General features: G+C 58.8%; 20 protein-coding genes and 1 riboswitch. Of the genes, 8 read left to right on the top strand and 12 right to left on the bottom strand.

Translation table 11 applies throughout. The annotated features are described in order from the left end of the window. Positions 1-8 precede the first annotated feature (8 nt). The 3 genes from ACQE3D_RS02975 to cysC are packed head-to-tail and all read right to left on the bottom strand — an operon-like array spanning position 9 to position 3,958. Positions 9-2,351: a VanZ family protein gene (locus ACQE3D_RS02975; protein ID WP_313729154.1), complete on the bottom strand. Its 2,343-nt coding sequence runs from the start codon at positions 2,349-2,351 to the stop codon at positions 9-11. Positions 2,352-2,370: 19 nt separating this feature from the next. Then, complete coding sequence (locus ACQE3D_RS02970) at positions 2,371-3,333, bottom strand: DHHA1 domain-containing protein (RefSeq protein ID WP_281022167.1); 963 nt, start codon at positions 3,331-3,333, stop codon at positions 2,371-2,373. Further along, positions 3,314-3,958: an adenylyl-sulfate kinase gene (cysC, locus tag ACQE3D_RS02965; protein WP_064031627.1), complete on the bottom strand. Its 645-nt coding sequence runs from the start codon at positions 3,956-3,958 to the stop codon at positions 3,314-3,316. The genes ACQE3D_RS02970 and cysC overlap by 20 nt, the downstream gene beginning before the upstream one ends. A gap of 201 nt (positions 3,959-4,159) precedes the next feature. On the opposite strand from cysC, the gene ACQE3D_RS02960 reads away from it, so the two are divergent. Beyond that, positions 4,160-5,284, top strand: coding sequence for an aminotransferase class V-fold PLP-dependent enzyme (locus tag ACQE3D_RS02960; protein ID WP_313729155.1), 1,125 nt, complete (start codon positions 4,160-4,162; stop codon positions 5,282-5,284). 16 nt (positions 5,285-5,300) lie between these two features. Continuing rightward, complete coding sequence (locus tag ACQE3D_RS02955; protein ID WP_281022165.1) at positions 5,301-6,506, top strand: MFS transporter; 1,206 nt, start codon at positions 5,301-5,303, stop codon at positions 6,504-6,506. Between the two features lie 9 nt (positions 6,507-6,515). Here the strand turns inward: ACQE3D_RS02955 and yfbR are convergent, their stop codons facing one another. From yfbR to metE, 3 genes are all read right to left on the bottom strand, one after another. Further along, entirely contained in the window at positions 6,516-7,121 is a 606-nt protein-coding gene (gene yfbR, locus ACQE3D_RS02950; RefSeq protein ID WP_281023359.1) for a 5'-deoxynucleotidase, read from the bottom strand. Between the two features lie 11 nt (positions 7,122-7,132). Further along, positions 7,133-7,903 carry an ATP-binding protein gene (locus ACQE3D_RS02945; protein WP_313729156.1) on the bottom strand — a complete coding sequence of 257 codons (771 nt, stop codon included), beginning with the start codon at positions 7,901-7,903 and terminating at the stop codon, positions 7,133-7,135. Positions 7,904-8,140: 237 nt separating this feature from the next. Next, complete coding sequence (metE, locus tag ACQE3D_RS02940) at positions 8,141-10,438, bottom strand: 5-methyltetrahydropteroyltriglutamate--homocysteine S-methyltransferase (protein WP_313729157.1); 2,298 nt, start codon at positions 10,436-10,438, stop codon at positions 8,141-8,143. A gap of 107 nt (positions 10,439-10,545) precedes the next feature. On the opposite strand from metE, the gene ACQE3D_RS02935 reads away from it, so the two are divergent. After that, positions 10,546-11,430: a LysR family transcriptional regulator gene (locus tag ACQE3D_RS02935; RefSeq protein ID WP_313729158.1), complete on the top strand. Its 885-nt coding sequence runs from the start codon at positions 10,546-10,548 to the stop codon at positions 11,428-11,430. A 97-nt stretch (positions 11,431-11,527) separates the two neighbouring features. On the opposite strand, the gene ACQE3D_RS02930 is transcribed toward ACQE3D_RS02935, so the two are convergent. From ACQE3D_RS02930 to vapB, 4 genes are all read right to left on the bottom strand, one after another. Further along, complete coding sequence (locus ACQE3D_RS02930; protein ID WP_313729159.1) at positions 11,528-12,493, bottom strand: GlxA family transcriptional regulator; 966 nt, start codon at positions 12,491-12,493, stop codon at positions 11,528-11,530. A gap of 112 nt (positions 12,494-12,605) precedes the next feature. Continuing rightward, entirely contained in the window at positions 12,606-13,373 is a 768-nt protein-coding gene (locus ACQE3D_RS02925) for a DJ-1/PfpI family protein (protein ID WP_313729160.1), read from the bottom strand. A gap of 173 nt (positions 13,374-13,546) precedes the next feature. After that, positions 13,547-13,948: a type II toxin-antitoxin system tRNA(fMet)-specific endonuclease VapC gene (gene vapC / locus ACQE3D_RS02920; RefSeq protein WP_313729161.1), complete on the bottom strand. Its 402-nt coding sequence runs from the start codon at positions 13,946-13,948 to the stop codon at positions 13,547-13,549. Between the two features lie 4 nt (positions 13,949-13,952). Further along, positions 13,953-14,186 carry a type II toxin-antitoxin system VapB family antitoxin gene (gene vapB / locus ACQE3D_RS02915; RefSeq protein WP_064031281.1) on the bottom strand — a complete coding sequence of 78 codons (234 nt, stop codon included), beginning with the start codon at positions 14,184-14,186 and terminating at the stop codon, positions 13,953-13,955. Positions 14,187-14,425: 239 nt separating this feature from the next. Continuing rightward, positions 14,426-14,639, top strand: a riboswitch (cobalamin riboswitch). Positions 14,640-14,752: 113 nt separating this feature from the next. Between vapB and ACQE3D_RS02910 the strand changes: the two genes are divergently transcribed. Further along, positions 14,753-17,644: a ribonucleoside-diphosphate reductase subunit alpha gene (locus tag ACQE3D_RS02910; protein WP_313729162.1), complete on the top strand. Its 2,892-nt coding sequence runs from the start codon at positions 14,753-14,755 to the stop codon at positions 17,642-17,644. Continuing rightward, complete coding sequence (locus ACQE3D_RS02905; RefSeq protein WP_313729163.1) at positions 17,641-18,786, top strand: ribonucleotide-diphosphate reductase subunit beta; 1,146 nt, start codon at positions 17,641-17,643, stop codon at positions 18,784-18,786. Before ACQE3D_RS02910 ends, ACQE3D_RS02905 begins: the two co-directional genes overlap by 4 nt. A gap of 4 nt (positions 18,787-18,790) precedes the next feature. On the opposite strand, the gene ACQE3D_RS02900 is transcribed toward ACQE3D_RS02905, so the two are convergent. Then, entirely contained in the window at positions 18,791-19,333 is a 543-nt protein-coding gene (locus ACQE3D_RS02900; RefSeq protein WP_313729164.1) for an ankyrin repeat domain-containing protein, read from the bottom strand. 169 nt (positions 19,334-19,502) lie between these two features. Here ACQE3D_RS02900 and ACQE3D_RS02895 point away from each other — a divergent pair, with 169 nt between their 5' ends. Continuing rightward, positions 19,503-20,393, top strand: coding sequence for a LysR substrate-binding domain-containing protein (locus ACQE3D_RS02895; RefSeq protein WP_313729165.1), 891 nt, complete (start codon positions 19,503-19,505; stop codon positions 20,391-20,393). On the opposite strand, the gene ACQE3D_RS02890 is transcribed toward ACQE3D_RS02895, so the two are convergent. Beyond that, a complete protein-coding gene (locus ACQE3D_RS02890) occupies positions 20,347-21,099 on the bottom strand; it encodes a PEP-CTERM/exosortase system-associated acyltransferase (RefSeq protein WP_064031284.1) in 753 nt (250 codons plus the stop codon). The two genes, ACQE3D_RS02895 and ACQE3D_RS02890, sit on opposite strands and share 47 nt — an antisense overlap. Before the next feature lie 379 nt (positions 21,100-21,478). Between ACQE3D_RS02890 and ACQE3D_RS02885 the strand changes: the two genes are divergently transcribed. Both ACQE3D_RS02885 and ACQE3D_RS02880 read left to right on the top strand, forming a co-directional pair. After that, complete coding sequence (locus ACQE3D_RS02885) at positions 21,479-22,894, top strand: sensor histidine kinase (protein ID WP_313729166.1); 1,416 nt, start codon at positions 21,479-21,481, stop codon at positions 22,892-22,894. Between the two features lie 38 nt (positions 22,895-22,932). Further along, positions 22,933-23,505: a hypothetical protein gene (locus ACQE3D_RS02880; RefSeq protein WP_313729167.1), complete on the top strand. Its 573-nt coding sequence runs from the start codon at positions 22,933-22,935 to the stop codon at positions 23,503-23,505. Positions 23,506-23,507: the final 2 nt, after the last annotated feature.

Genomic DNA, 23,507 nt, shown 5'->3' with positions numbered 1-23,507 from the left:
AGTCAAAGCTATCTCCCGTTGAAGAGGTTCCGCCGCTTGGGCGGCGAATAATTCTGTTGAATGCGATCTCGGAACATTACCGCCATCGCATACTGCGCAAAAAAGCCGAGAGCCACGACGCCGGCATGCAGCGGATAAAACCGCCCGCGTAGCTCGGCTATCGGCGTCAAATGCGCTCGGTCGCTACTCAATAAAAACTGCAGCGTTGAAAAGACTTGATCGTATTTCAAGACGTACTGCTCGGTTCCCCAATTCACTAAGCGATATCCCACTTCGAACGACACCAGGAATGCCGCCAAAACCACCGAAAAGCGCTTAATCTTGAAAAATACCGCGCTAACCGCCAGCGACGAACTTAACCAACTCACCAAAAACCAATAAATTCCGATATTCAACACGGCCCAGGCGTAACCGCCATTCGGCAATAGCTCGGTCAGATTGTCGGTTGCGGCCCGATCGACGACGATCCAAAAACCAAGCGGCAACACCACGGCCGCCCACACGCCGCCGACGACGAACAACCTGGCGAAATGACCGGAGCGTGCCAACGGCAACAAGGCCAGATGGTTGCCGCCTTGCTGCAAAATCGAAAATACACCGAATAAGCCCAAAAACCGGACCGCCAATTCCAAGTCGGCGTTGACCGGCAAGATCGGCGAACCCACGATATCATGCAGGCTTTCCAACGGCAGGCACAGGCGAACCATCAGCCATGCTCCCAAACCGTGCAAAGCCAAAACCTTGGGACAAAAACCCATGCCGGCACCGCGTCCCAGCGCATTTAATAAAAACGCCAACGGACCGCCGAAGCACCAAAAAAACAACACTGTCAAACCGAAAGCGCTCAGCGCCGGAAAATCGGCGGAAAACCACTCCCGAACGTTGTACGGTGTGCCTGGATACTGGCTAACCCAGGTCAACGCGGCCCAAGTCACGCTTACCCCCAGCAACATCGGCCACCATCCGCCATTCGTGGACCTACCCTTCGCAGCGGCGTTCGGCGACTTGGCGAGAACCGACGGCGGGTCGCCAAGGACCAACCGCGAGTCTTCGTAAAATTCCGCCAATACCCGCCCAGTCACTAAAAACCCCAACAGACCGCCACCGATTTCCAGCAACAAGTCGGTCATATCGGAATTTTTGCCGGGGATAAACATCTGCCCGGATTCGACGACCAACGCGACGACGGCAATTGCCAATCCCGACACCCACCGGCGCGGCCGCTTCGCAAGCGCTACAAACATCACCCGGCAAAAGCCCCCAACCGGGACGAAAAATAGCAGTTTGTGGAATACCTCGGTGATGGCTCGGTATTCGGTGCCGTAGTAATAAGCCCGCAAAGGTACGCTGAAAAACCGGCTCTCCCATCCGAGCAGCGCTTGACGCTCGAAACGAAAATCGTAGGGATACCAAAGGGTCGCGATCAGCAGCAAACCCCACGACACGTACCCCAACCTCCCGTAAAGCGTTAAGCGACGCCCTAGCGTATCGCCATGCAGTCCAGCCGCGGATTGCCAGCCGCGCCGGCCCAACAAACGCAGACCTAAACCGCCGCCGACCACCGCCAAGCCGATATCGGTCACATCGGTTACCCGGCTGTAAACAAACAGTTGGAAACCCTCTATCGCCAGAGCGGACCAGAATACCCTCCACAATATCTGGCGTGGCGTCATCGGGGTCAACTTCGCCCAAAGCCAAGGCACCGGCACCCAAAGCGCGACATCAGCCAAAATATCGTAGACATTCTTCAGCCAATCGCCAGTCAGACCGCCGAAAGGCAATAGGATGATTCGGTCCTCGTGCCACTTATGGTAGAACTCGACCGGACTGAGAGTCAGATCCAGCGGCAACACGCTATAACCGAATAAACCGGCCAAATAGAGTTGCAAATACGGAGTGACGCCTTGATGTCGAAGCTGCCATGCGACCAGCCAGCTCATCAATCGCTCGCCCCACCGCCACCAAGCGGCCAGCCCGACCGCCCCGCCAAAGCTTTCCGCGACCACATCGTTGATCGACACGGTACGTGGGGGGAAGAAGACCTGGGTAAATTCGATGCCCAAGCACAATCCCAAGCCCGCCAGCCACACCAGCGGCGTCGCCACAATCCGGGCCGCCTGACTCCGCTGATAAGACCACCAGCCCAACCAGCCAAACGTCAACGGCACGAACAACAAGATGTTGGCTACCCAGTCCGCTCGGGAAGCAATACCCAAGTCCAAATAGGGAATTTGTTGAAACCGCCGCCAACCCTGTCCAAAAGACAAGCCGTTATACTGCCACGGCACCAAACTGCCGTAGATCACAAAGACCGTGTATAAAACACAAGCCAGCAACAACCGATTTTTCACGGCAACACCGAAAGTCCGTTCATCGCAAATCAGAATAGCGTCGATTGAAGGTTTCCACGAACTCGTCGAATCTATCGATAGCCAAATCGTCGATCCCCGCCGCAGCCTTACGGCCGCCGCCGCCGAAGCCGGCACATAATTCGTCGGCACCGGCCTTGTTGGTCAAAGGCGCGCGGACACTGACTTGGTAGCTGCCGCGAGCGTTGACACCGACGATCGCATGGGCACGCTCCGGCGCCCCGTTGGCCAAGGCGTTGGCCCACACGCCGCTGACGCGCCTGGCCCATTTTTGGTCCGGCAACACATAAACCGCGATCGCCTCGTTGCTAAACTCGGGCTCCAAACCCGCCGCGGCCGCCATATCGGCCGCGTATCCATCCAGCAATTGCCGATACAGTTCCGGCTGGTCGGCAACGAACTGGAACGGGGTCGCGTAAACGCTCAATCGGCGATATAAATCGTCCGGGGCGATATTCAAATCTTCGAGACAACTGCCGTACGCGTTGTAATTAATGCAAATGCCGAGCTGGCGTAGCTCAAGCAATTGCCGTGCCGATAAACTCAGCGACTGGGCCGCCTCCGCCGCGCCGCTATCAAGATTGTCGCCGTACGCCCCCACCACCGCCCACGCGACGTGACGCCCAGCCAAATGCGCGTTCATCAGCAAACTGGTACAGCAGTCGGACGCGGTGTCGATGCGATGGCTAAAGCGGGGATGTATTGGTATTTCGCCGGCGAAATGATGGTCGATGTAAAATAACTCGACACCGCCCGCCAACAACTTCAACAGCGCCGCTCGATTGCGGTCCAGCGAAACGTCCAGCACCGTCACCCGATCGCCGGCACGCGCCGGCACGCGCTCCAGCAATGCGATGTCTCGCTTGATACCGGTTACCAAAATCGAGGGCTCGGGATAAGCCAGCCGCCATTGCAATAGCGCACAAATGCCGTCGGCATCGCCGTTAAAGACGTCGTATTGCATCGCCCGCCTCGTCGCGTTCGGCGGCAACCACGCCGCGCGCCGTCAAGACCCGCATGACCTGCTCCACGCAAGCCTTCAGCTCCGCCTGATCGGTATTCACGATCAATTCCGGATGGTCCGGCGGCTGATAAGGCGACGAAATACCGGTGAAATGCGGGATTTGGCCTTGGCGCGCCTTTTGGTACAAGCCTTTGACGTCGCGACTCTCGCACACGTCCAGACTGCAATTGCAATAAATCTCGATGAAATCGCCGTCGGCGACCAAGCGCCGTGCCAGTTCGCGCTCGGCGCGAAACGGCGAAATGAAGGCCGTCAACGTAATCACGCCGGCTTCCAGCATTAACTTGGCCAATTCGCCGACCCGTCGGATATTCTCGTGACGATCGGCATCGCTAAAGCCCAGATCGCCGCACAAGCCGTGCCTGACGTTATCGCCGTCCAACACGAAGGTCAAACAACCCAGTTCGTGCAAACGCTCTTCGACCGCATGCGCCAAGGTGGATTTGCCTGCCCCCGACAATCCGGTAAACCAGAGTATCGCCGAGCGATGTCCGTTCAACGCTTCCCGCCGGGCGCGAGTCACGCTGGCTTGATGCCAGATCGTATTGCAGCTCTGCTGTTTCATGCCGTCCCTAACCGATTAAAAGGCTAAAGACTACTTGATTCGGCGCTCTCAAACAATTGCCCCAAAATGTCGCGGGCCAACGCCACCAGGCTTACGGCCGACGACCATTTTGGCATTCGCGGTCGCGACCGTTATGATAGCCGGGCCGGCCACGCGACGAGCCGGCCCACGCCCGCGCTCCCCGCAACTCGGAAACCTGAAATGAGACACCCCGAATTCCCGCTGATCGACGATCTGATTTACCTGAACCACGCCGCGGTCGCGCCGTGGCCGAAACGTACCAGCGAGGCGGTGATCGCCTTCGCCGAGCAAAACAGCCGCTACGGCTCGCACTTTTACCTGGACTGGCTGAAGAAACAAACCGAGCTGCGCGAGCAGTTCCGCGACTTGCTGAACGCGCCGTCCGCCGACGATGTCGCGCTGGTCAAAAACACCTCGGAGGCCTTGTCCTTCGTCGCCTACGGCCTTACTTGGCAAGCCGGCGACAACATCGTCTCCAGCAACCAGGAATTTCCGTCCAACCGATTGCCGTGGCAATCGTTGGCCGACCAAGGCGTCGAGTTCCGCGAGGCCGATATGTGCGACGGCGCGACGCCGGAAGACGCGTTAATCGCGCTGATTGACCGCCGGACCCGCTTGCTGGCGGTCAGCTCGATCCAGTTCGCCGACGGCCTGCGCCTGAATCTCGAACGACTGGGCGAGTTCTGTAAAAAACGCGATATCTTGTTTTGCGTCGATGCGATTCAAAGTCTGGGCGCGGTGCGATTCGACGTGCAAGCCTGCGGCGCCGATTTCGTGATGGCCGACGGCCACAAGTGGCTGTTCGGCCCGGAAGGTCTAGGTGTGTTCTACACGACGCCGGCCGCGCGCGACCGTCTCAAGCTGACGCAATACGGTTGGCACATGATGAAGGACACGCACAATTACGAAAACCGGCCGTGGGAAGTCCACCCCACCGCCCGCCGCTTCGAATGCGGCAGTCCGAATATGGTCGGGATTCATGCGCTGTCCGCCAGCTTGTCCTTGCTGCTGGAAACCGGCATGGCCACCATCGAATCCTTGGTGCTGGAACGCGCCGCCTATTTGCGCGAGCGAATCGGCGCCGATCCGAATTTGGTGTTGCTGGCCCCACCCGCCACGCCGTTGCAATCGGGCATCGTCACCTTTCAACACCGCCGCGCCGACAATGCCGCCCTGTACCGGCATTTGCAGCGCCATCAAGTGGTCTGCGCGCCGCGCGGCGGCGGGATACGCTTCTCGGCGCATTTCTATAATAGCTTGACCGAACTCGACCGGGCGCTGGACATCGCCGGCGCGGCGGCCTGAGCGGCGGCGAGATCCGATGTTGCGCAATTCCGCGTTTTTAAAACTGCTCGGCTTCCGCCTGCTGGTGGTACTGGCCTATCAAACCACGGCCACCGTGGTCGGCTGGCATCTTTACGAACTGACCCACGACACGCTGGCCCTGGGGCTAGTCGGTCTAGCGGAGGTGATTCCGTATTTTTGCTGTGCGTTGTTCGCCGGCTATGCGGTCGATCATTATTCGCGGCGCTGGTTCGGCGTGGCCGCCAGTCTGCTGCTGTTCCTGAACGGCCTGTTGCTGGTCGCCGTCGCGGCCGGCCGCATACCGGGTAGCGCGGAATCGTGGATTTACGCCGGTATCGCCGGCACCGGCGTGGCCCGCGCCTTCATAGGCCCGACTTACGGCGCCTTGTTCGCGGCGGTTTTGCCGCGCGAGCTTTACGCCCGAGCCGCCGGCCTGGGCAGCTCGGTGTTTCAGTTCGGTTTAGTGGCCGGCCCGGCGCTGGGCGGTTTGTTGATCGCGGCGGCCGGCAAGATCGCCGCCTACGGCGTGGCGGCCGGACTGGCACTGGCCGCGGCCTTGGCTTTATTGCTGCTGCGCATCCAGGCACGGCCGCCGGCCGCCGCGGCGCCGATCTTCGCCAGCATCGGCGAAGGCCTGCGCTTCGTGTTCGGCAACCAAATCGTACTGGGCGCGCAGGCGCTGGACATGTTTGCGGTGTTGTTCGGCGGCGCGATGGCGATGCTGCCGGCCTTTGTCCAGGACGTGTTTCACTACGGTCCGGAAGGCTTGGGCATCTTGCGGGCCGCGCCGGCGGCCGGCGCGGTATTGACCGGCCTGGCCCTGGCCCGCTTCCCGTTGGAGCGCAATGCCGGGCGCTGGCTGTTGGCGGCGGTGGCCGGCTTCGGCTTATGCATGATCGGTTTCGCGCTGGCGCCGCTGTTCTGGCTGGGCGCGGCGGCCCTGATGTTGTCCGGGGTTTGCGACGGCGTGTCGGTGGTGATGCGCAGCACCATCATGCAACTGGCGACGCCGGATGCGATGCGCGGCAGGGTCACCGCGATCAACGGCCTGTTCATCGGTTCGTCGAACGAACTGGGCGCGTTCGAGTCCGGCCTCGCCGCGCGTTGGCTGGGGCTGATTCCGTCGGTGATCTTCGGCGGCACGATGACGCTGCTGGTGGTCGCCGCGACGGCCGGCCTGGCGCCGAAATTGCGCAAACTGGATTTGAAACAACTCCAATAAGCCAGGCCGTCACCGAGTTTGCATCAAACCGTCCAGCGTCAACCCGCAACTGGGCGCGAAGGCTTCCATGAAAAACACCACTTCCGGTTGTTGCAAGGCCTCGATATCCACCGCCAATTGCTTGGCGGCCAGCTCGAACTCGGCATTGCCGGCCTTCAATTCCGCCTGACATTTCAAATAGGCCGAAATCTTGTCGGCCGCCTTGACCAACTGCCGCTGCGATTCCGGCAACAATGCCTGGCACAGCAGCGGCTGAAATGCATCGCGCAAGGCTTCCGGCAACAAATTCAACAACTCGGTTTCGGCCTGCTGTTCGATGCGCCGATAGGCGCCGAGAATTTCCGGAGAATGGTATTTGATCGGCGTCGGCAAATCGCCGGTGATGACCTCGGTGACATCGTGGTAGAGCGCGGCGGCGGCGACCGCATTGGCATCCACGTCGCCGCCGAAGTAGCGGTTTTTGATCAAGGCCAGCGTATGCGCGATTACCGCCACTTCCCAACTGTGTTCCATCACGTTTTCGGCATGGGCGTTGCGTTTCAAGCCCCAGCGTTTGATCCAACGCAAGCGCGACAAATACGCGTAGAAACTGCTGACGATGCCCGAAGCGGTCATGCCGGCCAAGCTCAATCGGCGGGTCCGCGCCCGGCCCGGCTATTGTAAAACTGCTTGGCGGTGCGGCCGTTCTTGGCGGCGTGCAAATGGGCGAAATCCAGCGCGGCCTTGTGCAAAATCGCTCGGTCGCCGGGATAATCCGGAAAATAACTGTCGACGATGTCCAGATAGGTCTGGGTATGCTGCGGATAAAACGCCAAGCGCAGACCGAAGCGATCCGACAGCGAAATTTTTTCCTCGATGGCGTCCGAATAATGCACTTCGCCGTCGATCAAAAGCGTATCCAGATTGTCGCTCATCCGCTCGGGCAGCAAATGCCGGCGATTGGAGGTCGCGTAAAACTTGACGTTCTCCGGCGGCAGTTCGATAGAACCTTCCAGCACGCTTTTCAGCGGCTTGTAGAGCGTATCGCCGGCCTCGAACGACAAATCGTCGCAGTAGACGATAAAGCGCTGCGGATGCTCGCGAATTTCGTCGACGATTTCCGGCAAATACAGCAAATCTTGTTTATCCACTTCGATGACCCGCAATTCGCGGTCCTTGTACGCGTTCAATAAAGCCTTGACCAACGACGACTTACCGGTACCGCGCGCGCCCCACAACAAGGCGTTGTTGGCCGGTTGGCCGGCCAAAAAGCGCTCGGTGTTCGACACCAATTGGCGTTTTTGCTCGTCAATGCCGAACAACTGCTCCAGCCGAATCGGATCGATCTCCCGTACCGGCCGTAGATAAGCCTGGCGCTGACGCCAGATTGCCGCATAAGTTCTGTTCCAATCTATCATGTCGTTTTCCAAGTATGGCCGGCGGCGCCGACGTTGCGAACATCGGCGTTCGATTGTCTAATTTTTAGTCAATTTAACATCAGTGTAGCCGCGACAACAACTTAGCCGACTCGGTAACGGCTTGCCAACAGACTTATCCACAGCTTTTGTGAACAAGTCCTTAGTCATGTGGAAATCATCGATTCCATACTATGCCGACTATCCGTCCCAACGCGGTGCCATGCCGCGCCGGCCGGATCAGCCGGCACTCGCCAGCGGCACGGTATCGACTTCCCGGCGGGCCTGAGCCGCCGCGACGACCATCGCCGCCAGCGCCGGCCTTACTTCATGCCATTGCCGGGTTTTCAGACCGCAATCGGGATTGACCCACAGCCGCTCGGCCGGAATATGGCGGGCGGCCAGCGTCAACAGTTCCAACATTTGCGCGCTGTCGGGGATGTTAGGGCTGTGGATGTCGTAAACGCCGGGCCCAATATCGTTGGGATAGCGATACTCGCCGAAAGCGTCCAGCAAGGCCATATCCGAGCGCGACGTTTCGATGGTAATCACGTCGGCATCCAGCTCGGCGATCGCGGCGATGATGTCGTTGAATTCCGAATAACACATGTGGGTGTGAATTTGCGTTGCATCGCCGACGCCGCCAGCGCTGATTCGAAACGCCCGCGCCGCCCAATCCAGATAGTCCGGCCAATCGGCGCGGCGTAGCGGCAAACCCTCGCGAAAAGCCGGTTCATCGATTTGAATCACCCGAATGCCGGCCTTTTCCAAATCGACCGCTTCGCCGCGAATGGCCAGCGCCAATTGATAGGCGGTTTGCGCCCTGGGCTGGTCGTCGCGAACGAAAGACCAGTTCAGCAATGTGACCGGCCCGGTCAACATGCCCTTGACCGGCTTGTCGGTCAAATATTGAGCGTATCGACTCCAGGCTACCGTCATCGGCTTGGGCCTGGAAACATCGGCGTAAATGATCGGCGGCTTGACGCAACGGGAACCGTAGGACTGCACCCAGCCATGCCCGGTAAACAGGAAGCCGTCCAATTGCTCGCCGAAATATTCGACCATGTCATTGCGCTCCGGCTCGCCGTGCACCAGCACGTCCAGGCCCAGCGCCACTTGTTCGCGGATGCACTGTTTGATTTGACGCTCCATGAAAGCCCGGTAATCGGCATCGGCCAGCTCGCCACGCTTAAAGTCCAAGCGGGCCTTGCGAATTTCAGGGGTCTGCGGAAAAGACCCTATCGTCGTGGTAGGAAACAGCGGTAGATTCAGTTCGGCCTGCTGCGCGGCCCGCCGGATCGGGAACGGGCTGGCACGCCGGTCCAGATCGCCGGCCAGCCCGCTTGGGAGGCTCGCCGCGCCGCTACCCAAGCTCGCCGCGCGCTGCCGCGCCGCCACGGCCGCCAACGCCGCGTCCCATTCCGGTTGAGCGGCATCCACGCCTTCCGCCAACGCCAAACGCAGCAACTCCAATTCGGTCAATTTCTGTTTGGCAAAAGCTAGCCACGGTTTGACGGCTGGGTCCAGCCCGGTTTCGCGCTCCAGATCGATAGGCACATGCAACAGCGAGCAGGACGGCGCCAGCCACACGTCGCCCTGAAACGCCCGCCGCGCCCGATCGACAGTCGCCAACGCCGCCGCCAAATCGCAACGCCAAACGTTGCGGCCGTCTATCAAACCCAGTGACAGCACCTTGCCGCCGCCCAGCTCGGCCAGCGCGTCGAGTTGCCCGGCGCCGCGGGTCAGATCCAGATGCAAGCCGGCCACCGGCAACGCGCAAGCCAGGGCCGCGTTGTCGCCCAAGCCGCCGAAGTAGGTCGTCAGCAACAGCTTCGGCGCCGGCGCTTGCAGCTCTGCATAGGCCGTCGCTAACGCGGCGCGCCAGTCTTCCGGCAAGTCCAGCACCAAAATCGGTTCGTCGATCTGCACCCATTCCACCCCTTGCTCGGCCAATCCTTGCAGAATTTGCCGATACACCGGCAACACGCGCTCCAGCAGGCTCAGTTTGTCGAAATCGCCGACGCTTTTCGCCAGCCACAACCAGCTAAGCGGCCCGAGCAACACCGGTTTGGGTCGGTAACCCAAGGCCTGCAACTCGCGGGTTTCGTCTAACAAGCGCCGGCTGGACAATGCGAAAACCTGATCCCGGCTCAACTCCGGTACCAGATAGTGGTAATTGGTGTCGAACCACTTGGTCATGTCCAGCGCCCGGCAGCCGACGCCGTCGGCGCCTCGGCCGCGCGCCATCCGGAAATAGGTGTCGAAATCGACCTCGCCGCCGGCCCATTCAAAGCGCTGCGGCAGCGCGCCCAGCATCGCGCTGGTATCCAGTACGTGGTCATAGTAGGAAAAGTCGCCCACCGGCAGATAGTCCAATCCGCAACCGGCTTGCAAATGCCAATGTCTGACGCGCAGATCGGCGCCGACCGCGCGCAGTTGGTCGGCGTTGATTTCGCCGCGCCAATAGCGCTCCAACGCAAATTTCAGTTCGCGGCTCTTGCCGATCCGGGGAAAACCTAAATTGTGAATTTTAATCATCGATAAACGCCTATTGTTGAATGTTTTACAAGTCAGGCATTGTATTCAGGCATTTGAGTGACGATAATCGATGCTTTCTCACCAACTCATGAGATAAATTCATAATTATGGAATTGATTCACTTGCGCATCCTGCTGGCTTTGCAGCGCCACGGCACGCTCGGCGCGGCCGCCGAAACGCTGTTCCTGACCCAGTCGGCGTTGTCGCATCAAATCAAAAACCTGGAGCAACGCCTGGGCGTGACATTGTGGTACAAGCAAGGCCGTTCGCTGGTGTTGAGTCAAGCCGGCCGTTATTTGTCGGAAGTGGCCGAGTCGGTGATCGCCACCGTCGATTCGGCGGAAAACCACTTGGCCCAGTTGGCCCGGGGCAAAACCGGCAAACTCACCATCGGCATCGAATGCCACGCCTGCTACGAATGGTTCCGCAACATCCTGCAACCCTATTTGCGGGCTTGGCCGGATTTGACGGTGGAAGTCACCTCGCGCTACCGCTTCGAGTCGTTCGACGCCATTCGCCAATACAAACTGGATGCGGTGCTGACCTCCGACCCGATCGATAACGGCCTGCTGAGTTACCAGCCGCTGTTCGATTTCGAGTTAGTGTTGATCGTCGCCGACAGCCACCCGCTGGCCGGCCGCGCGGAAATAACGCCTGCCGGTCTGCGCGGCGAAACCGTGCTGACCTACCCGGTCGCTCGCGAGCGGCTGGACATGTTCCGCAAAGTGCTGCAACCGGCCGGCATCGAACCCGCCGCCCACATCCAGGTCGAGGAAACCGACATCATGCTGCAACTGGCCGCCGCCGGCCGCGGCGTTTGCCTGCTGCCGGAATGGCTGCTGGCCGACAAATCCGCCAAACTCGGCCTGACCGGTTTAAGTTTTGCCGGTCTACCCATCGCCAAGACCATGTACTTGGCTTGCCGACACGAGGATGCGGAATTGGAATATTTGCGCTGGCTGGTGGAACATGCCGGCGGAGTGGTGGGGTGAGGCGGACCAAACGTTGAAAGCCTTCCGCGGATACGAACCCTGGATGCGCTGGTTTGTATCGCAAAACACCACATTCATCCGATTGTGCTTCGCTACCTTAAGCGGGCTGCCCACCGCCCGATTTACGCGCGGCGCGCCGCAATTCTTGCGAAGTCCGTCCGAACACATTCAAGCAACTGCGGCACATTTTTTCCACGGAACCAAAACCCACATCCTTGGCGATTTGTTCGAGGGGCTCCAGCGTTTCTTCGATTCTGGGCCGCGCGACGTCTAGTCTAAGCCGCTCGATGGCTTTGGCCGGCGTCATGCCGGTCGCATTAAAAAAAGTCCGGCTAAATTGGCGGGGACTGATGCAAGCGACTTCGGCAAGGCGCTCGACCGATAACGATTCGCGCAAATGGTCGCGGGCATAACAAAGTACGTCCCTAACCCGCCCGGATGTTGGTGTGATATCCAGGATAGCCGAAAATTGCGATTGACCGCCCAAGCGGCGGTGGTAGACCACCATATCCTTGGCAACGCTTTTAGCGACCGAGGAACCGAAATCGTCCTCGATCAGCATCAAAGCCAGATCTATGCCGGCGGTCAATCCGGCCGCCGTCCAAATATTGCCTTCTTTGATGTAAATCCGGTCTATATCGACCAGCACTTTGGGATAGCATGATTGCAACAATCCCGCATAGCGCCAGTGCGTGGTCGCTCTGCGGCCATCCAGCAATCCGGCGGCGGCAAGCAGAAACGCCCCGGTGCATACGCTCACGACGCGATTACCCTGACGGGCGCTTTCCGAGAAGAAGTCCTTGGTTAAGGCGTTCAAACCGTAGACATGTGCCGTCGGGCCGCCAACGGCCACGATGGTCTGATTGTCGCCAACTTCGGCCAATCTTTCCGTCGCTATACTTAATCCGGCGCGGTCTTTAATCGCGCCACCCGTCACGGACACCACGCTAAATTGGTATTGGCCGCCGTAAAGTTCGTTGACCAAATTAAACGCCGAGCACGGACCGCTTAAATCGAGCAATTCGAATTCCGGATAGACGAAGAAAGTGATTTGTCGCTTCATTTAAGTTAGCCCGCTAGGAACTTACCTGTTACTGAATCGAGTTCATGCCGAAATGTGCAGAACAGCACCACCCGGGATATTAGTGGAACGGCACGGTTCGTTTTAGCTAGTGTCAGCCTTGTACCTGTCTCTGATAAGCCGCGACGGCCCCTTGGCTATACGCCTGAATCATATCGTCGATTAAATTCGAGTATTTCCCGGCGATCGCCTTGCCGGCATTTTCAAGCGTGCCAGGGCCAAGCGGCGGATGGGGGTCGTATTCGAGAACCAGGTTAGCCAATTCAGCGAATTCGCGTCCAAAAGCAACATCCACCACCATCAGCGCAGCTTCAAAACTACCAATGCTGGGTCTTGCGGTATACAGATTACCATCGACCACGACACTACCGCCGCTAGTTACGACTTCCGCCGCACCCAACTGATGCAGCAGCGACAGCGAATTCAGGCTCGTGGTCACGCGCTTGCCTTGCAAAAGACCGGCCGCGCCCAGTAAAACCACGCCATTGCAAACGCCGATCAGATATTTAGCCTCGCGGCCTTGCTTGGCCACAAACGCGATGACCTCTGGATCGTTAGTGGTTTCCGGCGCCAGCATCGGCACGGCCAGCACATCCAGCTTTTCCGGACAATCTGAAAACGTGGTGGTCGGTTGGGTCCACCAAGCCGGGAAACCTTCCACCAAATCGAGCGATTTCCACAGCAAATGGATTTCAGCCCCCGGACAGAAGCCGAAAACCGCCTGTATCCCGACCATATCCATCGGCAGGAACCCCGGCCCGATCACGATACCGACCCGAAACGGCCGGGTGCCGGACGGAGACATGGCTTGCGCGAAGCGTTGATAGGAAGGAAGTGGCTGCGATTGGTTTTTTTGCATCATCGTTTGATCTCCGAAAATGTTAAGGATGTTGGGGCAGCGCCGCCCATGCGCATGATGACAAATTCACCCTGGTGCCTAAATGACATAAAAACCGCAATTTAGGACATTTGTAACTGATGTTTGTGACCTTCAATCCAGTAGGATGCGTTAAACAAACCCTACTCAGTAAAAAATCACGCCAACCAATTCTCCATCAATAACCCCGGCACGCGTTCGAACTCCCGCAAGTTGTTGCTGACCAGTATCAAGCCATGGCTGCGGGCATGAGCGGCGATATGCAGGTCGTTGACGCCTATCGGCTGGCCGATCTTCTCCAACGCGGCGCGTATGCCGCCGTAATGCATCGCGGCGCCGTCGTTGTAAGGCAATACCTGTAAACGGCTGCAAAAGTCTTCTACCGTGGCAAGATTTCGCTCGGGAAATTGGCTTTTCTCGGCACCGTGGATTAATTCGGCCAGAGTCACGGCGGAAATCGCCATGCGGCCGTGATGCCGGTTGAAGGTCGCCAACACCTCGATCGGTCGCCGCTTAATCACATAGATGACGATGTTGGTGTCGAGCAGATATTTCAGCATGCGCTTAAAAACTCTCGCGCTCGCCTTGCTGCTGGCCAGGGCGTTCGTTTAGAAAATCGTCGCTGACGCTGGGACCGTCGAGAAAAAAACTGTCCCAGGCCGCGTCCGCAGGGGCAATGATGCGCTCCTGCCCGACGGCACGAACCTCAACTTTTTTGACGCTGTCGGGAAAGCGCATGTCGGCGGGCAGGCGCACGGCCTGACTGCGGTTGTTGGTAAATACGGTACTGGTCGTCATGGGCGCCTCCGGAATGCTATATACAAGCAATATATCCCCGCGTCCGTATCACGTCAATCAAGCCTTCGGAGTGTCTCGACAGATTCCAACGCAGCGTTCGCCAACCATCCGGCAGGACAGTCACCGAAGCGGGCGGCGGCCTGCCGGCATCGATTCCCAGGCACTATATACGGGAAATTACAATAAAATATTCACAATATATAGTGAATATCGCCTTGACAGATCGTTTTGCCCCGCCTAAACTCCCTCGCCAAGACGGTTCCCCCCGAAGGGGATTAAAAGGGAATCCGGTCGGCGCTTGCGTTTCTCGCATGATCGCCGGAAAGCCGGAGCTGCCCCCGCAACTGTAATCGGCGAGTCTTGGTTCAAGCATGTCACTGGACGCGAGTCCGGGAAGGCGAACCCAGGCGACGACCCGAGAGCCAGGAGACCTGCCCTCGAAACCTTTATCAACCGGGAGCGGGGTGTCTCCGAGGGCGATGGTCGATGTCGCGGATTGGGCCTTACCCGGTCGCGCGCCCACCGTTGCGGCTTTGCGCCTCCCCGCTGCCTTCGTGGAGAATCGCATGGACACCGCCACCGCCCGACCTATCACCAACACCTCCGGCACCGAAGCCGTTCATCACAGCCCACTACCCGCGCGCGATAGCGGCTTGGAAGTCATCCGCCGCGATAGCTCCGTGGTCGCCTTTCGGCCGGAAAAAATCGCCGTCGCCATCACCAAGGCCTTTTTGGCGGTCGAAGGCCAACACGGCGTGAATTCGGCGCGGATTCGCGAGCAGGTGACCGGGTTGACCGCCAACGTCGTCGAAGCGCTAGCCCGGCGCCTGCCCAGCGGCGGCACCGTGCCTATCGAGGATATTCAGGACCAGGTGGAATTGGCTTTAATGCGTTCAGGCGCCCACGACGTAGCCCGCGCCTATGTGCTGTACCGGGAGAAACACGCCGAGCAACGCGCTGCCCGGCAAGCCGGCGACAAACCCGCTCCCGCTTTGCACGTGGACGACGACGGCCAACGCCTGCCCTTGGACAGCGCCGGGTTCATCGCCTTGTGCCGCGAGGCCTGCGCCGGACTGAGCGATGTCGATGCCGAGACGGTCTGGACGCAAACCCAGCCCAATCTGTACGACGGCATGCCGCTGGCGGCTGTGCGCCAGGCCCTGGTGCTGGCCGCGCGGACCTTGATCGAAGCCGAACCCGATTACGGCAAGGTCGCCGCGCGCTTGCTATTGAGCAATCTGCGCCAGGAAGTACTGGGCATGGCGGCGACTCAAGCGGCGATGAGCGAACGCTACCCCGCCGATTTCGCGGCATTCATTGCGGCCGGCATCGCCGCCGAATTGCTGGACCCGCGTCTGGCCGAATTCGACTTGGAAAAGCTGGGTCAGGCTCTACTGGCCGAACGCGATCTGCAATTCGACTATCTGGGCTTGCAAACCCTGTACGACCGCTATTTTCTACACGTCGACGGCCGCCGCATCGAATTGCCGCAGTGGTTTTTCATGCGGGTGGCGATGGGCTTGGCGCTAAACGAAATCGACCGCGAGGCGTGGGCGATCGAGTTTTACCGTCTACTGTCCAGCTTCGATTTCATGTGCTCGACGCCGACCTTGTTCAACAGCGGCACCCGCCACCCGCAACTGTCGTCGTGCTACCTGACCACGGTCTCCGACGACTTGGACGGCATTTATCAAGCCATCAAGGAAAACGCGCTGCTACAAAAATACGCCGGCGGCCTGGGCAACGACTGGACGCCGGTCCGGGCGCTGGGCAGCCGGATCAAGGGCACCAACGGCCACAGCCAGGGCGTGATTCCGTTTTTGAAAGTAGTCAACGATACCGCCGTCGCGGTCAATCAGGGCGGCAAGCGCAAGGGCGCGGTGTGTGCCTACCTGGAAAACTGGCATCTGGATTTCGAGGAATTTCTGGAGCTGCGCAAAAACACCGGCGACGATCGGCGCCGTTGCCACGACATGAACACCGCCGCCTGGGTATCGGACCTGTTCATGCAGCGGGTAAGAAATAACGGCGACTGGACCTTGTTTTCGCCGGTGGATACGCCGGACTTGCACGAGCTTTACGGCGCGGCCTTCGCAGAAGCTTACCGAGCCTACGAGGCCAAGACCGAGCGTGGCGAGATTAAATTGTTTAAACGCATCGGCGCGGTACAACTTTGGCGCAAGATGCTGACCGTGCTGTTCGAAACCGGCCAGCCGTGGATCACCTTCAAGGACGCCTGCAATCTGCGTTCGCCGCAGCAACACGCCGGGGTCATTCATAGCTCCAATCTGTGCACCGAAATCACGCTGAATACCTCGGTCGACGAAACCGCCGTTTGCAACTTGGGTTCGGTGAATCTGCCGGCGCATTTGGTGGAACGCGGCGGCGTCTGGCAATTGGACAACGACAAGCTGCGCCGCACCGTCGCCACCGCGATGCGGATGCTGGACAACGTCATCGACATCAACTATTACGCGACGGCCAAGGCCCGTAACGCCAACCTGCGCCACCGTCCGGTTGGGCTGGGCATGATGGGCTTCGCCGATTGTCTGCAGCGGATGGGGCTCGGTTACGCCAGCCCGGAAGCACTGATATTCGCCGACCGCTCGGCGGAAATGCTGTGCTATCACGCCTACCAAGCGTCGGCTGATTTAGCCGAGCAACGCGGCCGCTACAGCAGTTTTGGCGGCAGCTTGTGGCAACAAGGTTTGTTGCCGCCGGATACGCTGGACCGCTTAAGCGAAACGCGCGGCGACTTGGGCGTACCGGCCGGTGGACAGTTGGATTGGCAAGCCTTGCGCGAGCGCATCGGCCAAGTCGGCATGCGTAATTCCAACTGCATCGCGATTGCGCCGACCGCGACCATTGCCAACATTGTCGGCGTGTCGGCGACCATCGAGCCGATTTATCAAAATCTGTACGTCAAATCCAATCTGTCCGGCGAATTCACCGTGGTCAACGCCGCACTGGTCCGCGAGTTGAAGGCGCTGGGTTTGTGGGACGCGGTGATGGTGGCCGATTTGAAATATTTCGACGGCTCGCTGGCCGCCATCGAACGGGTGCCGGCCGACCTCAAGGCGCGTTACGCCACCGCCTTCGAAATCGATGCGGAATGGCTGATCGAAGCCGCCGCCCGCCGCCAGAAGTGGATAGACCAGTCGCAATCGTTAAATCTCTACGTCGCCGCGCCGACCGGCAGCAAACTGGACCGTTTGTACCGGCTAGCCTGGCAACGCGGCTTGAAGACCACTTACTATTTGCGCGGATTGGGGGCGACGGCGATGGAAAAAGCCGGCGGCACTAGCGATTACGGTTCCTATGCTTCGCGTGGAAACCCGGTGGAGGACGCTCCAGAGGCGGGAACCGCAGAGCGGTTAGAACTGCATTCCCACGCTGAGCGTGGGAACGATATAAAAGTCTGCTCGATCGCCGACCAGGATTGCGAGGCCTGCCAATGAAGGCCGGCTTAGCATTCGACGATTGGGATTTGCCGGTCGCGCCAGTAGACCAGGGTGAAGCATTTAAAGCTGGAGTAGCGGCGCCGGACCTGTCGGAAGCCGGTGCAGGACGCGAGGCGCTTCCAGGCGAATCGGCTTTACCTCCGGTCGATGCCGAACAAAAACGGGTGGTCAACGGCCAGGCCGACATCAACCAATTGGCGCCGTTCAAGTACCCGTGGGCCTGGTCGTTTTTCCTGAATGCCAACCGCAACCATTGGACGCCGTTGGAAATCTCGATGGCGCGGGACGTACACGATTATCAGCACAAACTGACGCCGGCCGAGCGCCATGTGTTCGAGAACGTGCTGGCTTACTTAACCACTTCCGACATTCTGGCGATGCGCAACATCGGCCTGGCGGTTATGGAAAAAATGACCGCGCCGGAATTGCAAATCTACCAGGCCCGGCAAGTTTACGAGGAAGCGCTGCACACTTGGACCTACCAGCATTGCATCGAAACCCTGGGGCTGGACCAGCGCGAAATCTATAACCGCTACCGGGTGGTGCCGGAAATTCAGGCCAAGATCGCGCTGGCCAACCGCCGCTTGCACGGCGTGCTGCAATCCGGCCGGCCGTTGACCGAACGCGACGCGCTGCACGAATTTGCGATGGCTTATCTGTTTTTCGCCGCCGTGTTCGAGGGTTGTTGGTTTTACAACGGCTTCAGCCCGGTGTTTGCGTTGCAGCGGCGCGGCCTGATGACCGGCGCCGCCGAGCAACTTCAATACATCATGCGCGACGAAGTGCTGCACTGCGCGTTCGGCATCCGCGTAGTGCGGCAACTATTAGATGAAGAAAACCTGGTCCTCGACGCCGATGCGCTCCGCCGAATGTGGGACGAAGCCGAAGCGGCGGAAGCAGATTACGCCGGCTACCTGCTACGCGAACCGATCCTGGGCTACAACGCCGGCTTGCATATCGAGCAATTCCGCTTTGTCGCCAATCGCCGCGCCCGGCAGCTTGGCCTCATCGAGCCTTTCCCCGGCGCCAAAAACGTCTTACCGTGGCTGGACGAACAGGCCAATCTACGCAAGGAGAAAAACTTTTTCGAAACTCGCGTCACCGAATACCAAAGCGGCGGCGCGTTGGCGTGGGACTGAAGGCTCAACGCAAGCTCGCGAGCGGCCGCAATTTCGCGACAAACCGGTCCTGGCCCTGGCTCCGCGCCAGGCTGGCTGCACTGTTGCCCAACGCGTCGCGCAGCTCGGGATCGGCGCCGTGTCGCAGCAGCAGTTCGGCGATGGTCTCGCGGTCGAATAGCGCGGTCAGCATCAACGCGGTCTGGCCGAGCCGATTACGGTGATTGACGTTGCAACCGGCGCTTTCAACCAGCCAGCGCGCGGTCTCGCTGTCGCCCTTGAAGGCCACGCCCATCAAGGCATCGTTACCCTTGGTATCTTCGGCGCAAGCGTCGGCGCCGGCCGCGTGCAGCGCTTGCACGGCCGGTAGATGGCCGTGGTAAGCGGCCAAAATCAATGGCGGATAGCCGTCTGCGTTGATCGTATTCACCGCGCCGCCGCGCTGTACGTACTCGGCAATTCCGGCCAGATTACCTTCGCGAGACAATTCGTAGATGTCCGCCGCCGGCAAGGGGTCAGCGACCAGGGCCAGCGCGATGCCGGCTAAACGAATGAGTTTAGAATTCATCGGTATCTCCGATTCAATCAAGAATGGCACAAGCCAGCATGAGATGCGCCGCATCCAATCAGGAGGTCAACAAACCATGCGGGCTACCGAGAGCAGCTACCCATTCAAAGGGATAGGTTATAGTAACCACCATGCCGTTTAAAAACTCCCGCCCCTCCGATCGCACGCGATGAATCTACGTGACTTGCAATATCTGATTGCCGTCGCCGATTTGCGCAGTTTCGGCCAAGCCGCCGAACGCTGTTTCATCAGCCAACCGACCTTGAGCACTCAAATCAAAAAGCTCGAAGACGAATTGGGTATACAAATTTTCGAACGCACCAATAAAAAGGTATTGCCGACCGAACTCGGCGAGCAAATCATCGCCTCGGCCCGACGCATCCTGAAGGAACAAGCCAACATCAAGGAATTGGCCGCCACCGCTCAAGACCCGCTGTCCGGCAATCTGCGCTTGGGCGCGTTTCCGACGTTGGCCAGCTATTTGTTTCCACAACTGGTACCGCTGATCAAACACGCGTTACCGCGCATACGCTTGATACTGGTCGAGGAAAAATCCGAACAGCTGTTGCAACAACTGCGTGGCGGGCAATTGGACTGCGCGTTGCTGGCAATGCCGATTTATGAGGATTTTCTGAATAGCCAGGCCTTGTTCGACGACGAGTTTTTATTGGCGGTACACGACAGCCACCCGTTGATCGATAAAGCGCCGGTCGCGGCGGACGATTTAAGCGGCGAACACTTGTTGCTGCTGGACGAAGGCCATTGCTTGCGCGGCCACGCCCTGCAAGTCTGTCGGACGGTTGGCGCGGACGAGGAGCAGGACGTACGCGCCACCAGCCTGGAAACCTTGCGACAGATGGTCAGAGCCGGAACCGGCATTACCTTGGTGCCGCGCATCGCGGCGCGCGCCGAGGCCGGGCTTCGCTATCTACCGTTTCAGCCGCCGGCACCGAATCGAACGATAGGCCTGGTTTGGCGCAAGACCAGCGCCAGGGACGCGCTGATCCGCGAACTCAGCGAACTGATCCGAACTGCGAGCGACCTGACGCCGTCGCTTTGAGCGCCGCCGGCGCGACGCGGTCGAGTTGGGAAAACCGCAGATATTCGTTTCGGTAATCGGTCAGCCAGAACGGATTCGCCAGAATTTGATCGACGTCCAGTATATAAGGTATGCGCTGGCCGCGGAACTCACAAGGATTGCCGGCTTGCGTCATCTGGAAGCCTTCTTTTTTTACCGCGTGAGCCAAGGATGGCGACACCAGAATAAACCAATGCTTGACGCCGTTACGGGCGCAATACAGCACGGCCGCCCGGTACAAACCCCACATCAGGCTTTTACTCTGTTGACGGTAAGCCCGCAACATCGTGACGTTGCCGCCCAAATCCTCGCTGCCCGGCTGAGCCACGCGACGGGCCTGCTTGATCACGCATAAGCGGGAGATCTCCACCGCCTGCAGATATTGCTCTTCCGAAATCGGCGCGACATCGTTGCATTTGTGCTCGAACGGAAACTCGAAGCACTGCGGGTATACCAAACGCAATCCGCCCAACCATTGCTTGGAGAGTTTATCGCGCACCAAAAAATGCACCGAATGATGGTCCCATTCGTCGTACTCCATTTTGTCCGGAAAACGCGATTTATCTTCGTAGCCCATTTCGTCGCAATAGACTTGGTACCTCAGATTGTAATGAATACGCTGGCTCTCGGGGGTATCTGCCAAAACGACCTCGAAACAACTATCGAAGGTGTGCTGCTGGAAAACCAAGTGAATACTCCTTTAAATTTCAGTGACCGCACTCCCAGTTTACTTTGGGAGCCAGTGTAGGATTTCGATCATCGCGGGGCTGAACCCTGCCTCGCGGCTTGCCTCGTTAGCGCCCTTGCCAGTGAACTCGAGAGCTTATGAAAAACAATCCAGATACCACGCCTAAGCCATTGTTTCTCTTATGCTGGTACTTTTTCGAGCGTATACGGGACCAGAGATTAGCCCATCCAGATGAGATTAACCCTGAAGTTTTGATTAAAATTAAATGAAGGCCACCCGGCATTATCCCATCCATTTCGCGGCAAGCAGGCGGGCGCGAACCTACCGAATTCCGGAATTCCCACTACTATTGCATTATGACCAAGGCGGCGACGTTAGGATGAACTTTAAAAAACTGATTTCTTTCAAGGCCCTGACCGCGCTGGGCTTCGTCGCGACCGCAATCCCGCTGTTCGTTGCCGCTGTTCATTCGGCGGCCACGATGCGCGAGGCCTCGGCATTGGGCAGAGAATTGAATACCCGAATATTCGAGCAAACCCAAAACATTCGGCTGGTGCTGCAAAAGACCTCGGACGTGGAGCGCAAGGCACGCTTGTTCGTTTTGCTGTCCGATCCGGCGCTGCGCCAACCCTACGAGCGCGAGTCCTACGAAGCCACCCGAACCACGTTTAAGCAAGCGTTGAACGAACTATTGAAACTGCGGGTGGACAATCGTATCGCGCTGCTGGCCAACGAACTGGCCGAGAAAGAAGTCTTGATTTATCAGCAAATCATCGGCTCGGCCAGCGAAGACGATATCAAGCTTCCGTTGGATGAAGCCTTTCAAAGCTTGCGTGAATCGGCCGCCACCCTGTCCAGGGATTTTGAAACCTACGTGGATCAGCGCTTTCGGCAATTGAACCGCCAATCGGCCGCGCTGGAACGGGATGTCATGATCAAGGGCGGCTTGCTAGCGGCGATTTCCGCCTTGCTGGTGATCGGATTGGTCTATGTGCAAATGCGTGCCATCCGCCAATTGGAACGCGCGGTACGCGGCCTGAGCGGCGGTCTGGCCGAGCCGATACTGCTGGACGGCCTGGAAGATTGGCGACAACTCGGGAATCGCCTGGAATGGCTGAGAAACCGCCTGCACGAACTGGAATACGCCAAACATCAAACCATGGCCGGCATGACCCGACAGATCGCCACCCCGCTGGCCGCGTTAAAGATCGGCCTACACTCGCTCGGCCATGGCGGCGATCCGAGTAACCTGCACGACGCGGTCGCCGACCTGCAAGCACTGTACGACGACTGCCTGCGACAGCTAAACGACAGCCAATTCAGCCAGGAGCCGGAAGAAAAAGACTTGATCGACCTGGAAAACTTGATCGACGAAGTAATCAGCGGACTGCGCGCCAAGTTACGCGCCAAGTCGCTGCATTTGAAGAAACAGACCCAACCGGCGGTCATTTCCGGCGTTGCCGACCAACTGCACCTGATCGTCGAACAGTTGTTGCTGCTAGCCTGGGCTCACGCGCCGGAAGACAGCGAAATCACGTTGCGCTTACGTCTCCAGGATACCGAATTGGAGCTGGAAATCGAAGACGAGGGCCCCGCCATCAATCCGGCGCTACGCAGCGCGATCCTGGAACCGTTTTTCCGGTTTCCGGCCGGCTCTTTCGGCGATATGGCCGAACTGAATCTGGAAACCGTCAAAACCTATATCGCCAACCACCAGGGCAAATTGGCCTGGGTGGACGGCGAACCCGGCCTGCACGGCAACCGCTTTCGACTATCGCTACCGATGCTCGACTAGAACCGGTAAAATCGCCGTTTAACCCGTGTAACAACCCGATGATGAAATCCAAACTCGCCGTTCTGAGTGTCGCGCTTTTAACCGGCTGCGCCCAAATGGAACCCCAGCCCAGCCCGCCTACGCCAGAATGCTACACACCGCCGAAAGTAGCCAGCGAATTCGACCGGCTGCTCGCGTTCGCCGCGAAAACCGCCGAACTGACCCCAGCGGCTCGCGCCGAGCAATGCAAAGCACTGGTCAAACAAAACAAGGAGGCGCCGAATTTGACCAACCGGCTGCAAATTCTGGTTGGCCGGGTCTTTTCCGACACCTGCGGCGATATTGCGAAAATCCTTGACGACGTCGGTAACCTGCCGCCGGCGGCCTTGCCGGACGAAGCGATGAAGCAATTCGTAGCCACCCAAACCGCGACGTTGAAGCAAATTCAAGGTTATTCGAAAAAACTCGGCAACCTGGAACGCAAACAACGAACCGCCCAACCGGCGGAAGCGAAGGAAAGGAGCGATGTCGGAACGCCGAAAACCGACGAGACCCGTTTATTGAGGGAAAAACTGGAAGCCATTCGCTCCATGGAAAAGCAACTCGACGAGAGCGGCGGCGACGCCAAATAAAC

Origin of the sequence: Methylomonas sp. MS20 (assembly GCF_050275925.1) — a bacterium.
Lineage (GTDB): Bacteria > Pseudomonadota > Gammaproteobacteria > Methylococcales > Methylomonadaceae > Methylomonas > Methylomonas koyamae_A.
Note: the sequence above shows the minus strand (reverse complement) of the source record. Positions and strands in the feature narration are given on the sequence as shown.

Bases quoted from the DNA above. Each gene is read 5' to 3' on its own strand.
- ACQE3D_RS02970 (WP_281022167.1), bottom strand. From the start codon at position 3,333: ATGCAATACGACGTCTTTAACGGCGATGCCGACGGCATTTGTGCGCTA.
- cysC (WP_064031627.1), bottom strand. From the start codon at position 3,958: ATGAAACAGCAGAGCTGCAATACGATCTGGCATCAAGCCAGCGTGACT.
- ACQE3D_RS02960 (WP_313729155.1), top strand. From the start codon at position 4,160: ATGAGACACCCCGAATTCCCGCTGATCGACGATCTGATTTACCTGAAC.
- ACQE3D_RS02955 (WP_281022165.1), top strand. From the start codon at position 5,301: ATGTTGCGCAATTCCGCGTTTTTAAAACTGCTCGGCTTCCGCCTGCTG.
- yfbR (WP_281023359.1), bottom strand. From the start codon at position 7,121: ATGACCGCTTCGGGCATCGTCAGCAGTTTCTACGCGTATTTGTCGCGC.
- ACQE3D_RS02945 (WP_313729156.1), bottom strand. From the start codon at position 7,903: ATGATAGATTGGAACAGAACTTATGCGGCAATCTGGCGTCAGCGCCAG.
- metE (WP_313729157.1), bottom strand. From the start codon at position 10,438: ATGATTAAAATTCACAATTTAGGTTTTCCCCGGATCGGCAAGAGCCGC.
- ACQE3D_RS02935 (WP_313729158.1), top strand. From the start codon at position 10,546: ATGGAATTGATTCACTTGCGCATCCTGCTGGCTTTGCAGCGCCACGGC.
- ACQE3D_RS02930 (WP_313729159.1), bottom strand. From the start codon at position 12,493: ATGAAGCGACAAATCACTTTCTTCGTCTATCCGGAATTCGAATTGCTC.
- ACQE3D_RS02925 (WP_313729160.1), bottom strand. From the start codon at position 13,373: ATGATGCAAAAAAACCAATCGCAGCCACTTCCTTCCTATCAACGCTTC.
- vapC (WP_313729161.1), bottom strand. From the start codon at position 13,948: ATGCTGAAATATCTGCTCGACACCAACATCGTCATCTATGTGATTAAG.
- vapB (WP_064031281.1), bottom strand. From the start codon at position 14,186: ATGACGACCAGTACCGTATTTACCAACAACCGCAGTCAGGCCGTGCGC.
- ACQE3D_RS02910 (WP_313729162.1), top strand. From the start codon at position 14,753: ATGGACACCGCCACCGCCCGACCTATCACCAACACCTCCGGCACCGAA.
- ACQE3D_RS02905 (WP_313729163.1), top strand. From the start codon at position 17,641: ATGAAGGCCGGCTTAGCATTCGACGATTGGGATTTGCCGGTCGCGCCA.
- ACQE3D_RS02900 (WP_313729164.1), bottom strand. From the start codon at position 19,333: ATGAATTCTAAACTCATTCGTTTAGCCGGCATCGCGCTGGCCCTGGTC.
- ACQE3D_RS02895 (WP_313729165.1), top strand. From the start codon at position 19,503: ATGAATCTACGTGACTTGCAATATCTGATTGCCGTCGCCGATTTGCGC.
- ACQE3D_RS02885 (WP_313729166.1), top strand. From the start codon at position 21,479: ATGAACTTTAAAAAACTGATTTCTTTCAAGGCCCTGACCGCGCTGGGC.
- ACQE3D_RS02880 (WP_313729167.1), top strand. From the start codon at position 22,933: ATGATGAAATCCAAACTCGCCGTTCTGAGTGTCGCGCTTTTAACCGGC.